Source organism: Dyadobacter subterraneus (assembly GCF_015221875.1).
Lineage (GTDB): Bacteria > Bacteroidota > Bacteroidia > Cytophagales > Spirosomataceae > Dyadobacter > Dyadobacter subterraneus.
Genome location: NZ_JACYGY010000001.1, coordinates 5549414 through 5565860, shown reverse-complemented (window position 1 = coordinate 5565860; position 16447 = coordinate 5549414). Strand labels below are relative to the sequence as shown.

Annotated in this window: 12 protein-coding genes; 5 read left to right on the top strand and 7 right to left on the bottom strand. The window is 39.9% G+C overall.

Translation table 11 applies throughout. The features are described from left to right. Positions 1-93: 93 nt before the first annotated feature. Positions 94-1671, bottom strand: a complete 1578-nt coding sequence (locus IEE83_RS23295; RefSeq protein ID WP_194122876.1) for an NAD(P)/FAD-dependent oxidoreductase — start codon at positions 1669-1671, stop codon at positions 94-96. 98 nt (positions 1672-1769) lie between these two features. Beyond that, positions 1770-3179: an SGNH/GDSL hydrolase family protein gene (locus IEE83_RS23290; protein WP_194122875.1), complete on the bottom strand. Its 1410-nt coding sequence runs from the start codon at positions 3177-3179 to the stop codon at positions 1770-1772. A 219-nt stretch (positions 3180-3398) separates the two neighbouring features. Between IEE83_RS23290 and IEE83_RS23285 the strand changes: the two genes are divergently transcribed. From IEE83_RS23285 to IEE83_RS23275, 3 genes are all read left to right on the top strand, one after another. Then, the gene (locus IEE83_RS23285; RefSeq protein ID WP_194122874.1) at positions 3399-5237 is read left to right on the top strand and encodes a glycoside hydrolase family 9 protein; all 1839 of its coding nucleotides are present in this window, start codon (positions 3399-3401) and stop codon (positions 5235-5237) included. A 111-nt stretch (positions 5238-5348) separates the two neighbouring features. Then, positions 5349-6269: a sugar phosphate isomerase/epimerase family protein gene (locus IEE83_RS23280; protein WP_194122873.1), complete on the top strand. Its 921-nt coding sequence runs from the start codon at positions 5349-5351 to the stop codon at positions 6267-6269. A 100-nt stretch (positions 6270-6369) separates the two neighbouring features. Continuing rightward, a complete protein-coding gene (locus IEE83_RS23275; protein ID WP_194122872.1) occupies positions 6370-7533 on the top strand; it encodes an acyl-CoA dehydrogenase family protein in 1164 nt (387 codons plus the stop codon). Here the strand turns inward: IEE83_RS23275 and IEE83_RS23270 are convergent. The 3 genes from IEE83_RS23270 to IEE83_RS23260 form a co-directional block, all read right to left on the bottom strand. Then, positions 7526-8440 (bottom strand): sterol desaturase family protein, encoded by a 915-nt coding sequence (locus IEE83_RS23270; protein ID WP_194122871.1) that lies wholly within the window; start codon positions 8438-8440, stop codon positions 7526-7528. The two genes, IEE83_RS23275 and IEE83_RS23270, sit on opposite strands and share 8 nt — an antisense overlap. A gap of 264 nt (positions 8441-8704) precedes the next feature. Further along, entirely contained in the window at positions 8705-10195 is a 1491-nt protein-coding gene (locus IEE83_RS23265) for a helix-turn-helix domain-containing protein (protein WP_194122870.1), read from the bottom strand. Positions 10196-10402: 207 nt separating this feature from the next. After that, positions 10403-11065 (bottom strand): porin family protein, encoded by a 663-nt coding sequence (locus tag IEE83_RS23260; RefSeq protein ID WP_194122869.1) that lies wholly within the window; start codon positions 11063-11065, stop codon positions 10403-10405. Positions 11066-11452: 387 nt separating this feature from the next. Here IEE83_RS23260 and leuS point away from each other — a divergent pair, with 387 nt between their 5' ends. Beyond that, positions 11453-14278 (top strand): leucine--tRNA ligase, encoded by a 2826-nt coding sequence (gene leuS, locus IEE83_RS23255; RefSeq protein ID WP_194122868.1) that lies wholly within the window; start codon positions 11453-11455, stop codon positions 14276-14278. Positions 14279-14362: 84 nt separating this feature from the next. Here the strand turns inward: leuS and IEE83_RS23250 are convergent, their stop codons facing one another. Beyond that, positions 14363-14743, bottom strand: a complete 381-nt coding sequence (locus tag IEE83_RS23250; RefSeq protein WP_194122867.1) for a T9SS type A sorting domain-containing protein — start codon at positions 14741-14743, stop codon at positions 14363-14365. Between the two features lie 371 nt (positions 14744-15114). Continuing rightward, the gene (locus tag IEE83_RS23245) at positions 15115-15345 is read right to left on the bottom strand and encodes a helix-turn-helix domain-containing protein (protein WP_194122866.1); all 231 of its coding nucleotides are present in this window, start codon (positions 15343-15345) and stop codon (positions 15115-15117) included. Positions 15346-15629: 284 nt separating this feature from the next. Here IEE83_RS23245 and IEE83_RS23240 point away from each other — a divergent pair, with 284 nt between their 5' ends. Further along, complete coding sequence (locus IEE83_RS23240; RefSeq protein ID WP_194122865.1) at positions 15630-16433, top strand: glycoside hydrolase family 25 protein; 804 nt, start codon at positions 15630-15632, stop codon at positions 16431-16433. Positions 16434-16447: the final 14 nt, after the last annotated feature.

Sequence of the window (16447 nt, the reverse complement as noted above, 5' to 3'; positions counted from 1 at the left end):
AGTGTTATGCTTCACGCATTTTAATAACGTTCCACGAAAGGTTCTGGTGTTTGAACAATGATACTAAATATTTTGATGTTAGGCAAATGAGCTTTATACCGAGGCGTATAGTCCGACAAGCTGTTCCGCACATCTTTGTCCATCCATCGCAGCTGACATAATTCCACCTGCATAACCCGCACCTTCGCCACATGGAAAAAGTCCTTTTACGACCGGATGTTCACAAGTTTCACGTTCCCTTGGAATTCTGACGGGTGAAGAAGTACGGCTTTCTACGCCAATTAATTGCGCTTCCCCTGATAGATATCCTTTCATTTTTCTTCCAAAATCGGAAAAAGCATCTCTTAGTGGAAAAGCAATATTTGGAGGCAAAACTTCGTACAAATCAACCGGTATAATACCTGGCTGGTAGGAAGTTTCACGAAGCTGGCCAGACATTTTTTTATTGACAAAATCAGTAACAAGCTGTGCGGGTGCTGTTTGTGTTTCTCCCGCGAGTTTACACGCGGCTTGTTCCACTTCTTTTTGATATTGTAAACCGGCCAATGCACCAAATTCTTTATAAGGCTGTAAATCAATATCTTCAACAGAAACTACAATTCCAGAATTGGCGTAAGCAGAATCACGGCGGGAAGGCGACATCCCATTCACAACCACTTCTCCGGAAGCCGTTGCTGCCGGAACAATAAATCCTCCCGGACACATGCAAAAAGAAAAAACGCCACGCTGTACACCCTGGTAACGGGTTTGGGTAACGAGGCTGTATGAAGCTGCCGGTAGATATGGTCCGCGATCTGTCTGGCAATGGTATTGGATCTGGTCAATTACACTTTGCGGATGTTCTATCCGAACGCCCATGGCAAAAGATTTACTTTCAATCAGAATATTTCTCTGGTCCAGTAATTCGTAAATATCCCGGGCTGAATGTCCTGTGGCCAGAATTACACCGATTCCGGTATGCTCGGTTTTATCCTCTGTAATAACGCCTTTTAAAGTATTTCCTTCTAAAATGAAGTCGGTAACTTTTGTGTCAAAATGAATTTCTCCGCCCGCTTCCAGAATACTTTTTCGCATTTCACTGACAACCATCGGAAGTTTATTGGTGCCGATATGCGGATGGGTATCAATCAGGATTTGTTCATTGGCACCGTGGCCAACAAATATTTCCAAAACCCGGCGAATATCCCCACGTTTGTTGGAGCGTGTATATAATTTTCCGTCCGAATAAGTACCGGCACCGCCTTCTCCAAAACAATAATTGGATTCGGGGTTGACGATATGTTCTTTATTAATAGCAGCCAGATCCCGTCTTCTTGCACGGACATCTTTTCCGCGCTCAAAAAGAATCGGTTTAATGCCGAGTTCAATTAAACGCAAAGCCGCAAACATACCAGCCGGGCCGCAGCCGACAATTAAAGCCTGTGGACGATTACTTACATCCGGATATTCCAGTGGCGTTTCAATGAGTGAAGGCGGCTGTTCATTGACATAAACTTCTGCCTGAATATTGACTTTTACCTGCCTGCTTCTCGCGTCGATAGACTGACGCGTTTTCCTGATAAAAGGCTGATCAGTAACCCGGAGGTTAAGTTTTTTATTGATATACTGACGAAAAGCGTCATCATCCAGAGCAATCTCTGGTACGAGTGTAAGTGTAAGATTATGCTGCATTTTTAGAAAGGGATTTATCCTTTAATAATGCAAATATAAGAATTTTAATATTTAAACCCGGCCACAAATCAAGCAAGCTTTTAACCGGGTTCGAAGATTTATTTGACTTTTGAAATTTCAGTAGCGTAAATCCCGATATTGATCAGGGGAATCTGAGCGTGATAACTGCTGTTCAAAACCTTGATCACTTCATTTGCCAAAACAGCCTGACCAATGGCAGAAGGATACAAACCATCAGCGGAAAAGAAATTTCCGTTAGGGTAGGAAGGATCAATTTTAAAACCGTCCTCCGAAACGTAATTTCCTGCAATAACCTTTTTGTAAACCGCATAAAAATCAACAAGCGGTTGATTGTATTGTTTTGACCACATGAGCAATAGCTCGTTATATTTTTCGGGTTTCGAAATTTCATCTTTTCTGATCACATCTTCATCCGTAAGATAGGAATACTTGAAATTACCGTTATAAAGATTGACCACATTCGTCGTTGGAAGAAATATAATATCGGATGTAGCTGCTGCGGGTGTTGAGACATCGCTGACCTGGATACCAATTGGCTTACCGGTTTTCTTCATTAGATTTTCATAAGTATACCACTTGAAATAAGGAAAATTAAGCACCTCAGGCACTGTGGCTAATATTGATTTTGTACCTTTTTCTTTCAGATAATTGAGAATCTGCCGTTCCCAGATAAATTCACTTCCACCGAATAATCCACTTCCGCCTCCACGCAAATTATTTAATATATAAACATCAATTCCAGTTTCGAATAAAGCGATTTCAGGAGTAATGGTTTTGGCATATTCCCATGCGGAATTGTATCCGGCTCCCACGTATCGGCTAAAAAGTGAGGCATTTAAATAACCGTTTACCCACAAATAATTGGTATTTGAAAGATAAGCGGGCTGCGGATTATTGATGTAGAAATTATTTTTATAAGCCAGTTCTTGCGCCGGGTTTGCAGCGAATATATTACGACCGCCAAAAGGTGCGGAAAAATTGTCCGTGATCTTTCCCGAATAAGGCTTCATAAGCGTAGAGCCTTTTTCAGTATAAGCAAGGTTATTAGTGACTTCGTTGAAAATAGGAATTGCACCAGAGTTACTTCTGACCAAATAACCGGTACCATTGCCATTTTCCTTTTCAAAAAGTGCCTGGTCAAAACCGGCAAGTCCCATTTGGCGTGCAACCAGATTTGGATAAGAAGTTAGCTGACCCTGACGATATAAACCGCCATCACGATAACCAGCCTCCACACCTTCGCCAATAGAAATCATCAATGGTTCGGTAGAAGAATTTCCTTTAAGATCACCAAGATTGACCGAGCCAATAGCAGGTGCCCAGCTAAACGAAGGATCTGCTTTTACAGGAGCAGATATTTCTCCTGATTTTAACGGATTGTTGATATCTGTCGGTACAGTTGGCGCGTCATCGTTGTTTTTATCTTTGCAGCTTAATGTGCTAAATAACAGAAATGTAGCGAAAAATAGGATGGAGAATTTTTTCATTGACTTGTCAGGAATACGTGAGTAGCACTATTAGTATATTAAAAGTGACTAAAAATATTATTATTCGCAATAATTAGTCGAAATATTTTGTGAATCAGGCACTTGCAGGTCTGTTTTGGTATTCCAACTTGATTTTCCTGAATTATGATTTTCCGGGCTGATATACTTGTTGAAATAATTTAGAGCGATATTGTATTAAAAATAAAACTCCTATACCTGATGATTAATTTTTCCAAACAAAAATGGACAATTCTGTTTTTCCTGTTCTTCTTTCCATTACTTCTAAACGCGCAATCCTCGAAAATCCTGACAAATCATGTCGGTTATGAAGATTCAAAAGCTAAGAAAGCGATCATCATAAGTGATAAAAAATTGGATTTTACGGCCTTTCAACTTGTCGATGCAGAAACCGGTAAAGTTGCCTTTTCCGGAAAACCTGTATTTAGCGGTCCTGTGAATAAATGGAAAAACTGGCTTTTCTGGACGATTGATTTTAGCCCGTTCACTAAAAAAGGAAATTATCTGATCAAAGCGATTGGTTCGGGTAACACAGTTGCTTCTTATCCTTTCGTCATTGATAAGAATGTTCTGGAACAATCGACCCTTTCCAATGTTGTCTACTATTTCAAAGGGCAGCGGAGTTCGGGATTGTTGGACAAAGCGGACCGGACTTTGATACTTTCCGGTCATCCAAAAGATACGATTGATGCGCACGGAGGCTGGTATGATGCTTCGGGGGATTATGGAAAACATTTGTCACACCTAACTTTTTCTTCCTATTTCAATCCACAGCAAATTTCGCTGACGGCCTGGACTTTGTTTAAAACCTATGAACTTTCGGCAAAAAGGAAGGGAAATGATTTTCGTCAATATAAAAGAAGATTATTGGACGAAGCCATGTTTGGTGCTGATTATCTGTTGCGGATGCAGGCGAAGGATGGATCGTTTTACCGTTCTGTTTCTGCGCCGGGAGCTGGAAAATTTGCAAAAGACCGGGTCATTCGTGCAGAAGATCAAAGTTATAGAATTAAAAAAACAGAAGGGCAGGCATTTAGTGACAGTGACAAATCGGACGACTGGAAAAAATACCAGGTGAGTTACCGTTCCGGCGGAGGCGTAAGTATTGCGGCTTTGGCCATGGCTTCGGCATATGATTCTTCGGGGGATTTTTCCAATAAGGATTATCTGATAGCTGCGGAAAAAGCGTTTGACTTTTTGGAAAAACATAATGTGGAAATGACCAATGATGGAAAAGAAAACATCGTCGACGATTATTGTGCACTGACCGCAGCCACAGAATTATTCAAAGCAACAGGAAAAGAAGTTTACGCAAAAGCAGCCGAAAAACGTGCTAATAGTCTGGTTTCCAGGTTGACGTCATGGAATAAGGAAACAAACTTCTGGCGCGCGGATGATAAAGATCGCCCGTTTTTTCACCCGTCCGATGCAGGATTTCCAATTGCCAGTCTGAGTTATTATTATCCTTTGGCGCCAAAGGCTGATCAAGCCAGAATTAAGGAAACAATCAGAAAATCGCTGGTGCATGAACTGGAAATTACCAAAGAAGTGAACAATCCATTTGGATACAGTCGCCAGCTTGTGCAGGATACGATTGGAAATAAGCGGACAACATTTTTCTTCCCGCATGGCAGCGATGCTTCACCGTGGTGGCAGGGAGAAAATGCGAGATTGGCCTCCATTGCCGCGGCAGCCAGACTTGCTGCTCCTTTATTTAATGAGGATAAAATATTCAAAAACAGTCTTGAAACTTTTGCGTTGGACCAGTTAAACTGGATTTTGGGTTTAAATCCTTACGATGCCAGTATGCTGCAAGGTTCAGGTCACAACAATCCGACTTACGGTTTTTTCGGAACTTTTGAATATACCAACGCGCCGGGAGGAATCGCAAATGGGATTACTTCGGGATTAAATAATGAAGATGATATTGATTTCAATTTGTCATACGCCAAAACGGGTATGGATAATGATTGGCGCTGGGCTGAACAATGGCTTCCGCACGCAGCCTGGTATATGCTGGCGATATCTGTAAATGAATAACTATTTGTTAAGAATTAGCTTTTAGCAGTTATCTTAACAAAACATGGTATTTATGATTTGAATCTGGCTTTATGTTTAAAAGCATATTGTCCGATTTAAATCATACATCTTATGGGACTGAACCGTCGTCAATTTATAAATTCGGCTTTGTTGGCAACCGGATCTGCGCTGCTTCCGGAAACTGTTTCTTCGAGAGAAAGTTTAGAATCATTTCCAATTTCCTGTAATCAATACGACTGGATTACTTTTTACCAAAGAGATGGAAAAGACTGGTTTTCGAATCTGGATGCTTCTCTGGCAGATTTTGCTTCAACCGGCTTGAAGGCTTATGAGCCCGGCTTGAATACGGTTGACGATGTGAAAAAACTGCTTCCATTACTTCAAAAACATAAATTAGTAATGCCTTCGGTTTATGTCAACAGCTCTTTGCATGAACATGATGAAGGACAAAAATCAATACAGACCGTGTTGTCTATTGCCGATGCCTTGAAACCTGTCAATACCAAAATTGTAGTTACCAATCCAAATCCGATTCAATGGGGCGGACAGCAAAATAAATCTGACTCACAACTTACGGAACAAGCCAAAAACCTGGATTTGCTTGGAGCTGAATTGAAAAAACGGGGAATGACTTTGGCTTATCATACGCATGATGTTGAATTACGTGCCGCCGGACGTGAATTTCATCATATGCTCCTGGCCACAAGTCCACAAAATGTTTCGCTTTGTCTTGATGTGCACTGGGTTTATCGCGGGTCGGGCGATTCACAAGTTGCGTTATTTGATATTGTTAAATTGTATGGCAAAAGAATCGTAGAACTTCATTTGAGACAATCGAAAGGTGGAATCTGGCAGGAAACTTTTGGTGAAGGTGATATCGATTACAAGCTTTTGATGAGTCGTTTAAAAGAAATTAATATCAAACCGCATCTGGTTATCGAGCAATGTCTGGAAAAAACATCGCCCAAAACCATGAATGCAGTGGAAGCACATAAAATTAATTTAAAGTCTGTTTCAGAACTCAAATTTTGATTAAAACTCGATTTGAACAAAATCTACAATGCTTTGGTAAGGTTTTTTCAGAGGAATCAGAAGCAAGTTTTAAATTCTTCTCCATCTAAATGAATTGCTTATGCTGACCACCGACTTTTTTCAAATAGAAGAATTACTCACGCCGGAACAGCGTTTGATTACTCAGGTTGTTAAGGAATTTTCAGATATTGAGATAAAACCTGTCATCGAAGGATACGCCCAACGGGCAGAATTCCCGATACAATTTGTTAAGAAATTTGGAGAACTGGGCGTTTTTGGTCCGACAATTCCAAAAGAATATGGCGGTGGCGGGCTGGATTATTTAAGTTACGGTCTGATGTGTCAGGAAATTGAGCGGGGAGATTCTTCCATGCGTTCAACAGTTTCCGTGCAAAGTTCGCTCGTCATGTGGCCGATTTATCAATTTGGTTCGGAAGAACAAAAACGTAAATATTTGCCGGGACTTGCAACGGGAGATATTTTGGGATGTTTTGGATTGACAGAACCCGATCACGGTTCTGATCCTGGCGGATTAAAAACTTACATATCAAAAACACAGGGCGGCTATTTACTCAATGGATCCAAAATGTGGATTTCAAATGCGCCTTTTGCAGATATCGCAATAGTCTGGGCCAGAAATGAGGATGGCCGCGTTCAAGGCGTCATTGTGGAAAGAGGAATGCCGGGCTTTTCAACACCAACAATTCATGGGAAATGGTCGTTAAGGGCAAGTTCCACGGGAGAATTGGTTTTTGATAAAGTACTTATTCCAAAAGAGAATATTTTACCGGATGCCTTGGGTTTGAAAGCGGCTTTGCAATGTCTAGATCATGCAAGATACGGAGTGGCCTGGGGAGGAATCGGGGTTGCGCTGGATTGTTATGAAACTGCTTTAAGATACTCAGGAGAAAGATTTCAGTTCAATAAACCAATTAGCTCTTTTCAATTGGTACAGAAAAAACTGGCCGAAATGCTGACTGAAATCACCAAGGCACAATTGCTGGCCTGGCGTTTAGGTATTTTAATGAATGAAGGAAGAGCGACGACCACACAGATTTCAATGGCCAAAAGAAATAATGTGGAAATGGCGTTGGCTGTTGCCCGCGATGCACGTCAGATTTTGGGTGCAATGGGCATCACGGACTCATTCCCGATTATGCGACATATGATGAATCTGGAATCTGTCACCACTTATGAAGGAACTCACGATATTCACCTGCTGATTTTAGGTGCAGAAATTACAGGAAATCCGGCTTTTAAATAACAATTTCGTTTGCCGGACCTTTTTCAAGAATTTCTTTTTGAAGCTCTTTGCTGGTTTGTCTGGATCCATCCGGCGACCAGCCGGGAGCTTTAATCAAATATTTCAGCTTGGTTTTTAAGTCGATCGGCTGCTCAAAATCCTTTTTGATTTCTTTCCATTCATGAAAAACCGTTTCGGATAATCCTTCCGTTTCAGTATGTTTTGTCAATCCGTAACGTGGAGGAACGGAAGGCATTTCTTCCTGAAAAGTACCAAATAATCTATCCCAGATAATCAGACACATGCCCATGTTTTTATCCAGATACTGAATATTGCTGGCATGATGAACGCGGTGATGTGATGGTGTGACAAAAATATATTCGAGCCAGCCAAGTTTATCCACATATTCGGTATGCACAATTATACCGTAAATCTGCGTCAATGAATACATAATCACGATATCTGCCGGATTGAAGCCAACCAATACCAACGGAATAAAATAGACAAAGCGATACAAAGGCTGAAAGACGGATGAGCGAAATCCTGTCGTTAGATTGAAATGTTCCGAAGAGTGATGTGTCACATGAACTGCCCAGAAAAGCCGACTATGATGATCCACATAATGTAAAGTATAAAATGCCAGATCTTCAAAAAGGAAAAGTGAAAACCAGTACAGATATGGATTAGCAATGGGCTCAACAATCCGCATGTTATAAAACCAGATCAGCACACCCACATAAACAGCCCGGAAAAGTAAATCAATGCTGCCATTGATCAGCATTAAAGCTGCGTTGGTAAAAGTATCTTTCAAACCATATGAAACTCTGTGCGACCGGTACGTAATAAATATTTCCAGGCAGATCAGGGAAATATAAAATGGCGTGGAGAGTTTTAAAAGAAGATCTTCAAATGCGTAAGTACCTGGCATAATTCTGCAAATATTTTACAAAGATAAGACGTAAGGTTGACGTAATGTGGTTGTCGTTCTTTTTTAAGAATATTCTAATAAATGCGTTTGGAGTACTCAAATCGAGATTTCCTGAATAGTCTGTTTGATAAAGTCTTGTACTTCTTAAACAATAATAAGATTTTTTCCATCGAATTAGTTCTTCAAGACGTTTCAAACGATTTTATTAAAAGGATATCAGCAAAAATTGGTTCCGGAAAATTTAAAGTACTTCACTTTTTTGATTTAGTTAATCAATCGTCTCAGCGCTTTTCTTAATTCCTCGTTTTTGTGTTTTTTCTGTAAAATCACAGGCGCGGCAATACGTTCTTTGCAATCAAAAAGAGAACATCTCTCGCAGGTTTCATTGACATCTCTGGAAGGGATGGATGGATCGTTCAGGAACCGTATCGTTTTACTGGTTTGCTCGTCCAGATAAACGCCCATCGAAACACTTACATTGAGATTTGGTGTTGTCGCCGTTGGTTGTGCAAAACTGATGATCAGATAATTATCCTGTGTATCTATATATCTGGATTTCTGCGCTTTACAGATTGTATTGACGTAAGTTTTATTTTTCACAGATTCAGCCAGATCATTTAAAACTGTGAGCGCTATCCATCTTCTGCAATAATGTTCATCCTTAACTGTATGTGGATTATGCTTACGGGAAATGTGCATTTCCTTTGTCATTTCAAAAAGATTCTGGCCGGCAAAATTGTTGAATCGGGAGAAGAAAATTTGTTTGATACCGAAATTGGTAGGTAACACATTGCTCAGCCGGTAACAGAATGATTCCGGCGTGGTATTAAATTCCTCGACCAGTGAAACCAGTTTTTCAGGCTGCCAGGTAGTAAGTGCAAAAAAATCTTTCAGTTTTGGGATAAGCAAACTTCGTTTTATGATAACCGCACTGGCGAAATAGGACGCCTTAAAATTGTTCAATAACTGTTCAAACGATTCTGCTTCTACCAAAGCTGTTGTGTGAAGCCTGTTTTTTAATTTCAAATAAACATATCCGATTTCTCGCCCATATATAAACGCCCGCTGCACTGATGATAAATGGACATTGATGAGCAACCGATTTCCTTGCGGACGCGTTATCGTGAGTGATCTGACACTTGCAAACTCAGGATTCAGCTTTTCATTGATATTCTCAATTTTATAATTGTATTCTGTTTTCAGGATTTCTGCCAGATAAGTTTCGTCCAGTAATTTGTCGGCCGGAACTCCTCTTTCCTCCATAAATCTTTCAGCTTCCAGCTCAATATCCTCAAAACAATTGTCGTGCATTTCCTGATAAGTCCGCAGCGCAGAGAAATAAAATTTCTCGACCGACATATTATAATTTCTTGCAATTTCAATGAGCGTGCCAACAAAAGCGCTGATTTTGGTAGGAGCGTCGGATAGTAATTCCAATAAGCTGGCGGGGTCAATGCCAAAAAGTTCAAGTGGAAGTTCTGTAAGAATATTGGAGCTTAATAACTCAGAAATCGGTTCGAGCCTTTTGCTGAGCTTTAACGAAACCAATGTGTCATAATCAACATCCATCGCCCCGGCCAGAGCAATTATTTTATCAGATTTAGGATATTTTTTCCCTTTTTCAATTTCATTAATATAGGAAATAGACAACCCCGACTTTTGGGAAAGTTCATTCAGCGATAGCCCTTTGTCGAGGCGGAGCTGTTTCAGTTTTAGTCCAAAAACCAGTCGTACGTTGTCGGTATTTAAAGCCACGTTAATTATTCAGTTGATTCCAATATCGTCAAATTATGTCATTTGACATAATTTTGACATAAAGGGCAAAATTACTTTATCTCAGTCAATTCCCTAAACAACAAAACAAATTAACCATCCTGATCAGATTTCGATTAACCTGAAAATCAAAAAGGGCCATTCGATTGAATAGCCCTCCTGATTATTTTCTTTTAGCTCTAACTCAGATCAGAAAATTGCAAAGCCCAAAGTTGCCTGGAACAAATTGCTTTTTTTACCGAATTGAGCTGCTGTTGTTGCATTGTTGTAGTTGATTTTAACAATGTCGTTGAAATTTCCTTCATAACGAACATCAAGACTTAAGCGTCCAAAGTCAAAACCTACACCTGCCTGATAACCGAAAGCCAGTTTGTCGTTAAACTCAGCTTTTGAATCAGTATTTGTTGCGTCATTAAACGAATCATTAAGTTTTCCGTTACTCGACAATCTGTAAGAAGCCATTGGTCCAGCATTGATACGGAAGAATTTAGCGATACGAACCCCGAAAAGTACAGGTACATCTAAATTTGAAAATCTTACATCAACTTTGCCATCATTTACTGAATTATCAAAGTTGAATTTTGCACCTTTTTGAGAAAGTGAAACTTCTGGCTGCACATAAAAATTACGCCCAAAACGGAAGAAAACACCGCCTGTAAATCCAAGCGTGCGATCTGAATTATCTTTGAAATTGAAGGCATTGGTACCTGAACCCAAAGCAAGATCATTACCATTAATGTTTGATAAATTGGCACCTGCTTTGATACCAAAACGGAATGCCGGATCATATTGTGCGGAAGCTGAAAAACTGATTCCAATTGCGCAGAGTGCTATTAATAATACCTTTTTCATAATCTGTTTTTAATTAATTGATGAATTATAATTGCTTTTGTAATTTAAGTTATAAAAATCTTATGCCGCTTGTTTTAGCTAATTTTAGGTAATAAAGTGGGAATTTGTTTCTACATGATCGTTTTGAAAATTAAATATAATTCAGGCCTGCAACAGCATTTGATATAATCCTGTATGGGCAAAAAGTATTGGTTTTGTTACATTTAAAAATAGGATCAAAATAAGATGGGTAAGTTGTAACACATTATTTGTCTTACAAATCAATCTATTTTTGGCAAACTTAAAATTGATATGAATTGGGGCAAAAGAGGGACGAATACAATCAAAAACGCTATTTTTGCGGGCTGTAAAGACCAAAGTTAATTTTAGACTAAATTGTTGAGAAAGATGAGTGAATATAGTCATCGGGAAATCGAAAAGAAATGGCAGAATTTTTGGGAATCAAATGAGGTTTATCGTGTGCAAAACGAGTCAAATCTTCCCAAATATTATGTTTTGGATATGTTTCCATATCCTTCCGGTGCCGGCTTGCACGTAGGGCATCCGCTAGGATATATCGCTTCTGATATTTATTCCCGCTATAAACGTTTGAAAGGATTCAACGTTTTGCATCCAATGGGATTCGATAGTTTTGGTCTTCCTGCCGAACAATATGCTATCCAGACCGGACAGCATCCGGCAATTACAACCGAACAGAATATTACCCGATATATTGAACAATTAAAAAATCTGGGTTTCAGCTATGACTGGAGTCGTGAGGTACGTACTTCTGATCCGTCATATTATAAATGGACGCAATGGATTTTTACCGAGCTTTTTGAAAGCTGGTATAATAACGATGCGCAAAAAGCGGAAAGAATTGAAACACTTGTAGCCATCTTCGAAAAAAACGGTAATCAAAGCGTAAATGCTGCCTGTGATGAAGACGTTGCCTCTTTCACTGCTGATGAATGGAATGCTTACTCCGAAGAGGAAAAATATAAGATCACGCTTAAATACCGGATTACTTATGTTGCGGATGCTACCGTGAACTGGTGTCCGGGATTAGGGTCTGTTTTGTCAAACGACGAAGTTAAAGACGGCGTTTCTGAACGTGGCGGATTTCCGGTAATCCAAAAACTGATGCGACAGTGGATGATGCGGATTACTGCATATTCACAACGTCTTTTGGATGGACTTGACCATGTGGACTGGACGGAATCTTTAAAAGAACAGCAAAGAAACTGGATCGGACGATCGGTTGGAGCATTGGTTAAATTCCCGGTTGCAACTTCAAAAGACGGAGTTGCTGGTGAAGAAACAATTACCGTCTTCACAACACGTGTGGATACGATTTATGGTGTATCATTTATGGTGATTGCTCCTGAGCATGAACTTGTAGATGTGATCACCACGCCTGAGCAAAGAGGAAATATTGACGCTTACATTGATTTAACGAAAAAACGGTCGGAACGTGACCGTACAAGTGATGTTAAAACGGTTTCGGGTGCCTTCACCGGCGCTTATGCGATTAATCCGTTTAATGACGAAAAAATTCCGGTTTATATCGCGGATTATGTTTTGGCAGGTTATGGGACTGGTGCGGTAATGGCGGTTCCGTCAGGTGACCAGCGCGACTGGAATTTTGCAAAACATTTCGATTTGCCAATCATTCCAATTCTTGATTCGCAAAAAGAAATTGATATTCAGGCGGATAATACCAAGGAGGGAAAATATATTAATTCCGGTATGATCAACGGTCTTACTTTTCATGAAGCCAATAAGGTTTTGGTGCAATGGCTTGAAGAAAAGGGTGTTGGTAAAGGAAAAATAAATTACCGTTTGCGCGATGCAGTTTTCAGTCGTCAGCGTTATTGGGGAGAACCTGTGCCTGTTTTTTACAAAAATGACAGCACTGGAGAGCCGTTACCTTATTTGTTGAAAGAAGAAGAATTGCCGCTTAATTTGCCGGCAGTTGATAAATATTTACCAACAGAAAATGGTGAACCACCATTAGGTCGTGCTGCTGGTTGGGCACATGGAAGCGGAAATGGATATGAGCTTAGCACCATGCCTGGATGGGCGGGGAGCAGCTGGTATTGGTACCGTTATATGGATGCAAAAAATGAAAATGAATTTGCATCAAAAGAGGCGATCGATTATTGGAGAAATGTGGATTTGTATATCGGTGGAACGGAACATGCGACGGGACACTTGTTGTATAGCCGTTTCTGGAATAAATTTTTGAAAGACAGAGGTTTTGTGCCGGAAGAAGAACCGTTCAAAAAACTGATCAACCAGGGAATGATTCAGGGACGAAGCAGTTTTGTGTATCGTGTAAAAAGTGACGAATACAGCAAACCTGTATTTGTAAGTGCTGGGTTGAAATCTCAGTATGAAGTTTCGGCATTGCATGTTGATGTGAATATTGTTGAAAATGACATTCTGGATATTGAAAAATTTAAAGCAACGCGACTTGACCTGGCTGCAAATAACGCGGAATTTATCCTGGAAGACGGCAAATATCATTGTGGTGTGGAGGTTGAGAAAATGTCAAAATCCAAATTCAATGTGGTGAATCCGGATGATATCGTTACCAAATACGGAGCCGATACATTGCGTCTTTACGAAATGTTCCTTGGACCATTGGAACAGGCTAAGCCGTGGAATACAAACGGAATTGACGGTACATACCGTTTCATCCGTAAATTCTGGCGTTTATTTTACAACGACCAGGGACAATGGCTTGTAAAAGATGAGGCTGCAAAACCGGAGGAATTGCGTGTTTTGCATAAAACGATCAAGAAAATTGAAGAAGATATTGAGCATTTCTCATTCAATACCGGTGTAAGCGCATTTATGATGTGTGTGAACGAACTGGGAAGTTTGAAATGTAACAAACGAGCAATTTTGCAGGAACTTGTGATCCTGATTTCGCCTTATGCGCCACATTTGAGTGAAGAACTTTGGGACGCGCTTGGTAATGAAAAAGGAACGGTTTCAAAAGCTGCTTTCCCGAAATGGGAACAGCAATATGTTGTGGATGCGATTTTCGAATATCCAATTCAGATCAACGGAAAAGTACGTGTGACTTTACCTTTTGCACTGGATACTGCTGCAACAGAAATTGAAAAAGAAGTACTTGCCAATGAAATTGTAATCAAATGGCTGGATGGAGCGACGCCTAAAAAGGTGATCGTGGTTCCTAAACGTATAGTGAATGTAGTTATGTAATCAACATATAATTATTTAAAATAAGAAAGCAGGAATTATGGCCATCGCGTCATTTAATTCCTGCTTTCATTTTTTATAGGAATTCTAGTTAATTGTAACGGCACGTTCAATTGTTTTTTCGGTTAATTGTAAAACTTTGGTTTGTTTTTCTCCTTTGCTTGAAATTTCAAGCGTATAGTCACCGCTTTTCAAGTCATTCACATCAATTTCACGTCTCAGTTTTTTCGCATTTCTGCCGGCGTTTTCGCTGTAAATAATTTTACCTTTTGAATCCTGAAGAAGGATCGCTGTGCTGGCGTTATTGTATTTGTCGATGTTGATTTTAATTTTTCCATCTTTGGAAGCATAAATACCAGAATCAAACCCGGTAGTTTTTTTTACTTCTTTGTCTTCTGCGTTTGCAGAGAAAATTGTAGTTGCTGCCAGAACAACGGCGATAATTGTGGATTTGAATGAAGTTTTCATGGCTAATAGTATTTAGAGGTTTATGATCTGTTGTTCTTAAAGAACATGATAAAGGTACGTGTTATACTAGGTACTATGCAATGCATAGTACATGAATGGCGATATTTCAAAGTGGACGGCAAAATGGATAGATATTTATATCTGATGTTGAACAATCAAAAAATTCCCGTTATAAAAACGATTTCGTTTTTATAACGGGCTTCAAGTGTGTGTAAAATGGAGGTGTAGAATTTATATTTTGTTGATGAAGTGTTTAAAAGTGTGTGATATAACTTCAACTTTAATGGTGTGTGTATAATATGATTTAACTTTTTCCTGAAATTCCCTATGTAGACGTCAAATCAATAAAGACGTCACATTAAGAATAGAATTTATTTTAAAACATTTTCTTCCCAGGATAGTAATTCTGTAAGAGACATGCCGAAAAATTTCGCAATTGCCGCGGCTCTTCCAATGGTCAGGCTGGTATCTCCGGTCTCTATTTTGCTATACGCTGTCTGACTAAGACCGATCTCACGGGCAATGATTTCCTGTTTGTAACCGTGTAATTGACGAAGTTTTTTAATTCTTCTTCCAATGGTTTCCAGATTTTCTTCTTTCATATCCCGTCTTTTTTGTAGTATCAAAACAAAGAATAATATATGCTACATTTGATTAGACTAACCTGATTTTAATGGGTCACTCTTCAAGATCGGTAAACGACATAATTTTGGCTTATTTTGCTCTCTTAACCGGAATAAGATTAGAATATTCAATATTTGATTGAAAATCAGACAAAGAGTAGGTAACATTCTACAAAATTTTGATGTAGTAGCCTGAATAGAATTCTCATTCAGCAATGGTCATGCAGTCAACCATTCCTATCTTTTCGTACTTTTACAGGCGTATGGCAAAAAAGAAAGTGCGAAGTACCACGGCCGGTAAGCCCGACTATTTGAAACCGCTGCCTCTGAAAGGCTGGCTGATCATAGCTGGTATTGTATTGCTGATTGGTGGGCTGGTGTGGTGGAATGACAGCAAGGATGAAAATCGCTGGACTTATATTGCAAAATTCGGGATCAAACTTCCGCTCAAATATGCGGTGCACGGCATTGATGTGTCGCATCATAACGCGCGTATCAATTGGGATAAATTAAAAAAATCAAGAACCGATGAAGTCGGGATAGACTTTGTATATATCAAAGCTACCGAAGGAGCCACGCACCTTGACCGGGAATTTCAGCGTAACTGGAAGGAAGCCAGGCGGGTAGGGATGAAACGAGGTGCTTATCATTTTTACAATCCGCGGGTGATGTCAGACAGACAAGTTGATAATTTCATCGGACAGGTACAGCTGCTTCCCGGAGATCTCCCACCTGTGCTCGACCTGGAAACGGACGCCAGAAAGCCAAACGATATCATTGTCAAAGGTGTACGTAACTGGCTTGTACTGATAGAAAAACATTATGGCGTGCGTCCGATCATTTACGTGAATGAACATTTTTATAAAAAATACATAGCAGGAAATTTTGACGATTACCCGCTTTGGCTTGCCGGTTATTCAAGAAATCACGTCGACGATCTTGCAGCGGATGCCCACGTTCTTTTCTGGCAGCATAGTGAAAAAGGCTGGGCAGATGGCATTCACGGTTTTGTGGATTATAACGTCTTTCTGCATGAGCCGGGGGATTGGGCTGGGTTGGGGGAGTAATTTTTCCTCTCTTA

Coding starts and splice junctions, on each gene's coding strand:
- leuS (WP_194122868.1), top strand. CDS start 11,453: ATGAGTGAATATAGTCATCGGGAAATCGAAAAGAAATGGCAGAATTTT.
- IEE83_RS23290 (WP_194122875.1), bottom strand. CDS start 3,179: ATGAAAAAATTCTCCATCCTATTTTTCGCTACATTTCTGTTATTTAGC.
- IEE83_RS23245 (WP_194122866.1), bottom strand. CDS start 15,345: ATGAAAGAAGAAAATCTGGAAACCATTGGAAGAAGAATTAAAAAACTT.
- IEE83_RS23280 (WP_194122873.1), top strand. CDS start 5,349: ATGGGACTGAACCGTCGTCAATTTATAAATTCGGCTTTGTTGGCAACC.
- IEE83_RS23285 (WP_194122874.1), top strand. CDS start 3,399: ATGATTAATTTTTCCAAACAAAAATGGACAATTCTGTTTTTCCTGTTC.
- IEE83_RS23275 (WP_194122872.1), top strand. CDS start 6,370: ATGCTGACCACCGACTTTTTTCAAATAGAAGAATTACTCACGCCGGAA.
- IEE83_RS23270 (WP_194122871.1), bottom strand. CDS start 8,440: ATGCCAGGTACTTACGCATTTGAAGATCTTCTTTTAAAACTCTCCACG.
- IEE83_RS23240 (WP_194122865.1), top strand. CDS start 15,630: ATGGCAAAAAAGAAAGTGCGAAGTACCACGGCCGGTAAGCCCGACTAT.
- IEE83_RS23295 (WP_194122876.1), bottom strand. CDS start 1,671: ATGCAGCATAATCTTACACTTACACTCGTACCAGAGATTGCTCTGGAT.
- IEE83_RS23260 (WP_194122869.1), bottom strand. CDS start 11,065: ATGAAAAAGGTATTATTAATAGCACTCTGCGCAATTGGAATCAGTTTT.
- IEE83_RS23250 (WP_194122867.1), bottom strand. CDS start 14,743: ATGAAAACTTCATTCAAATCCACAATTATCGCCGTTGTTCTGGCAGCA.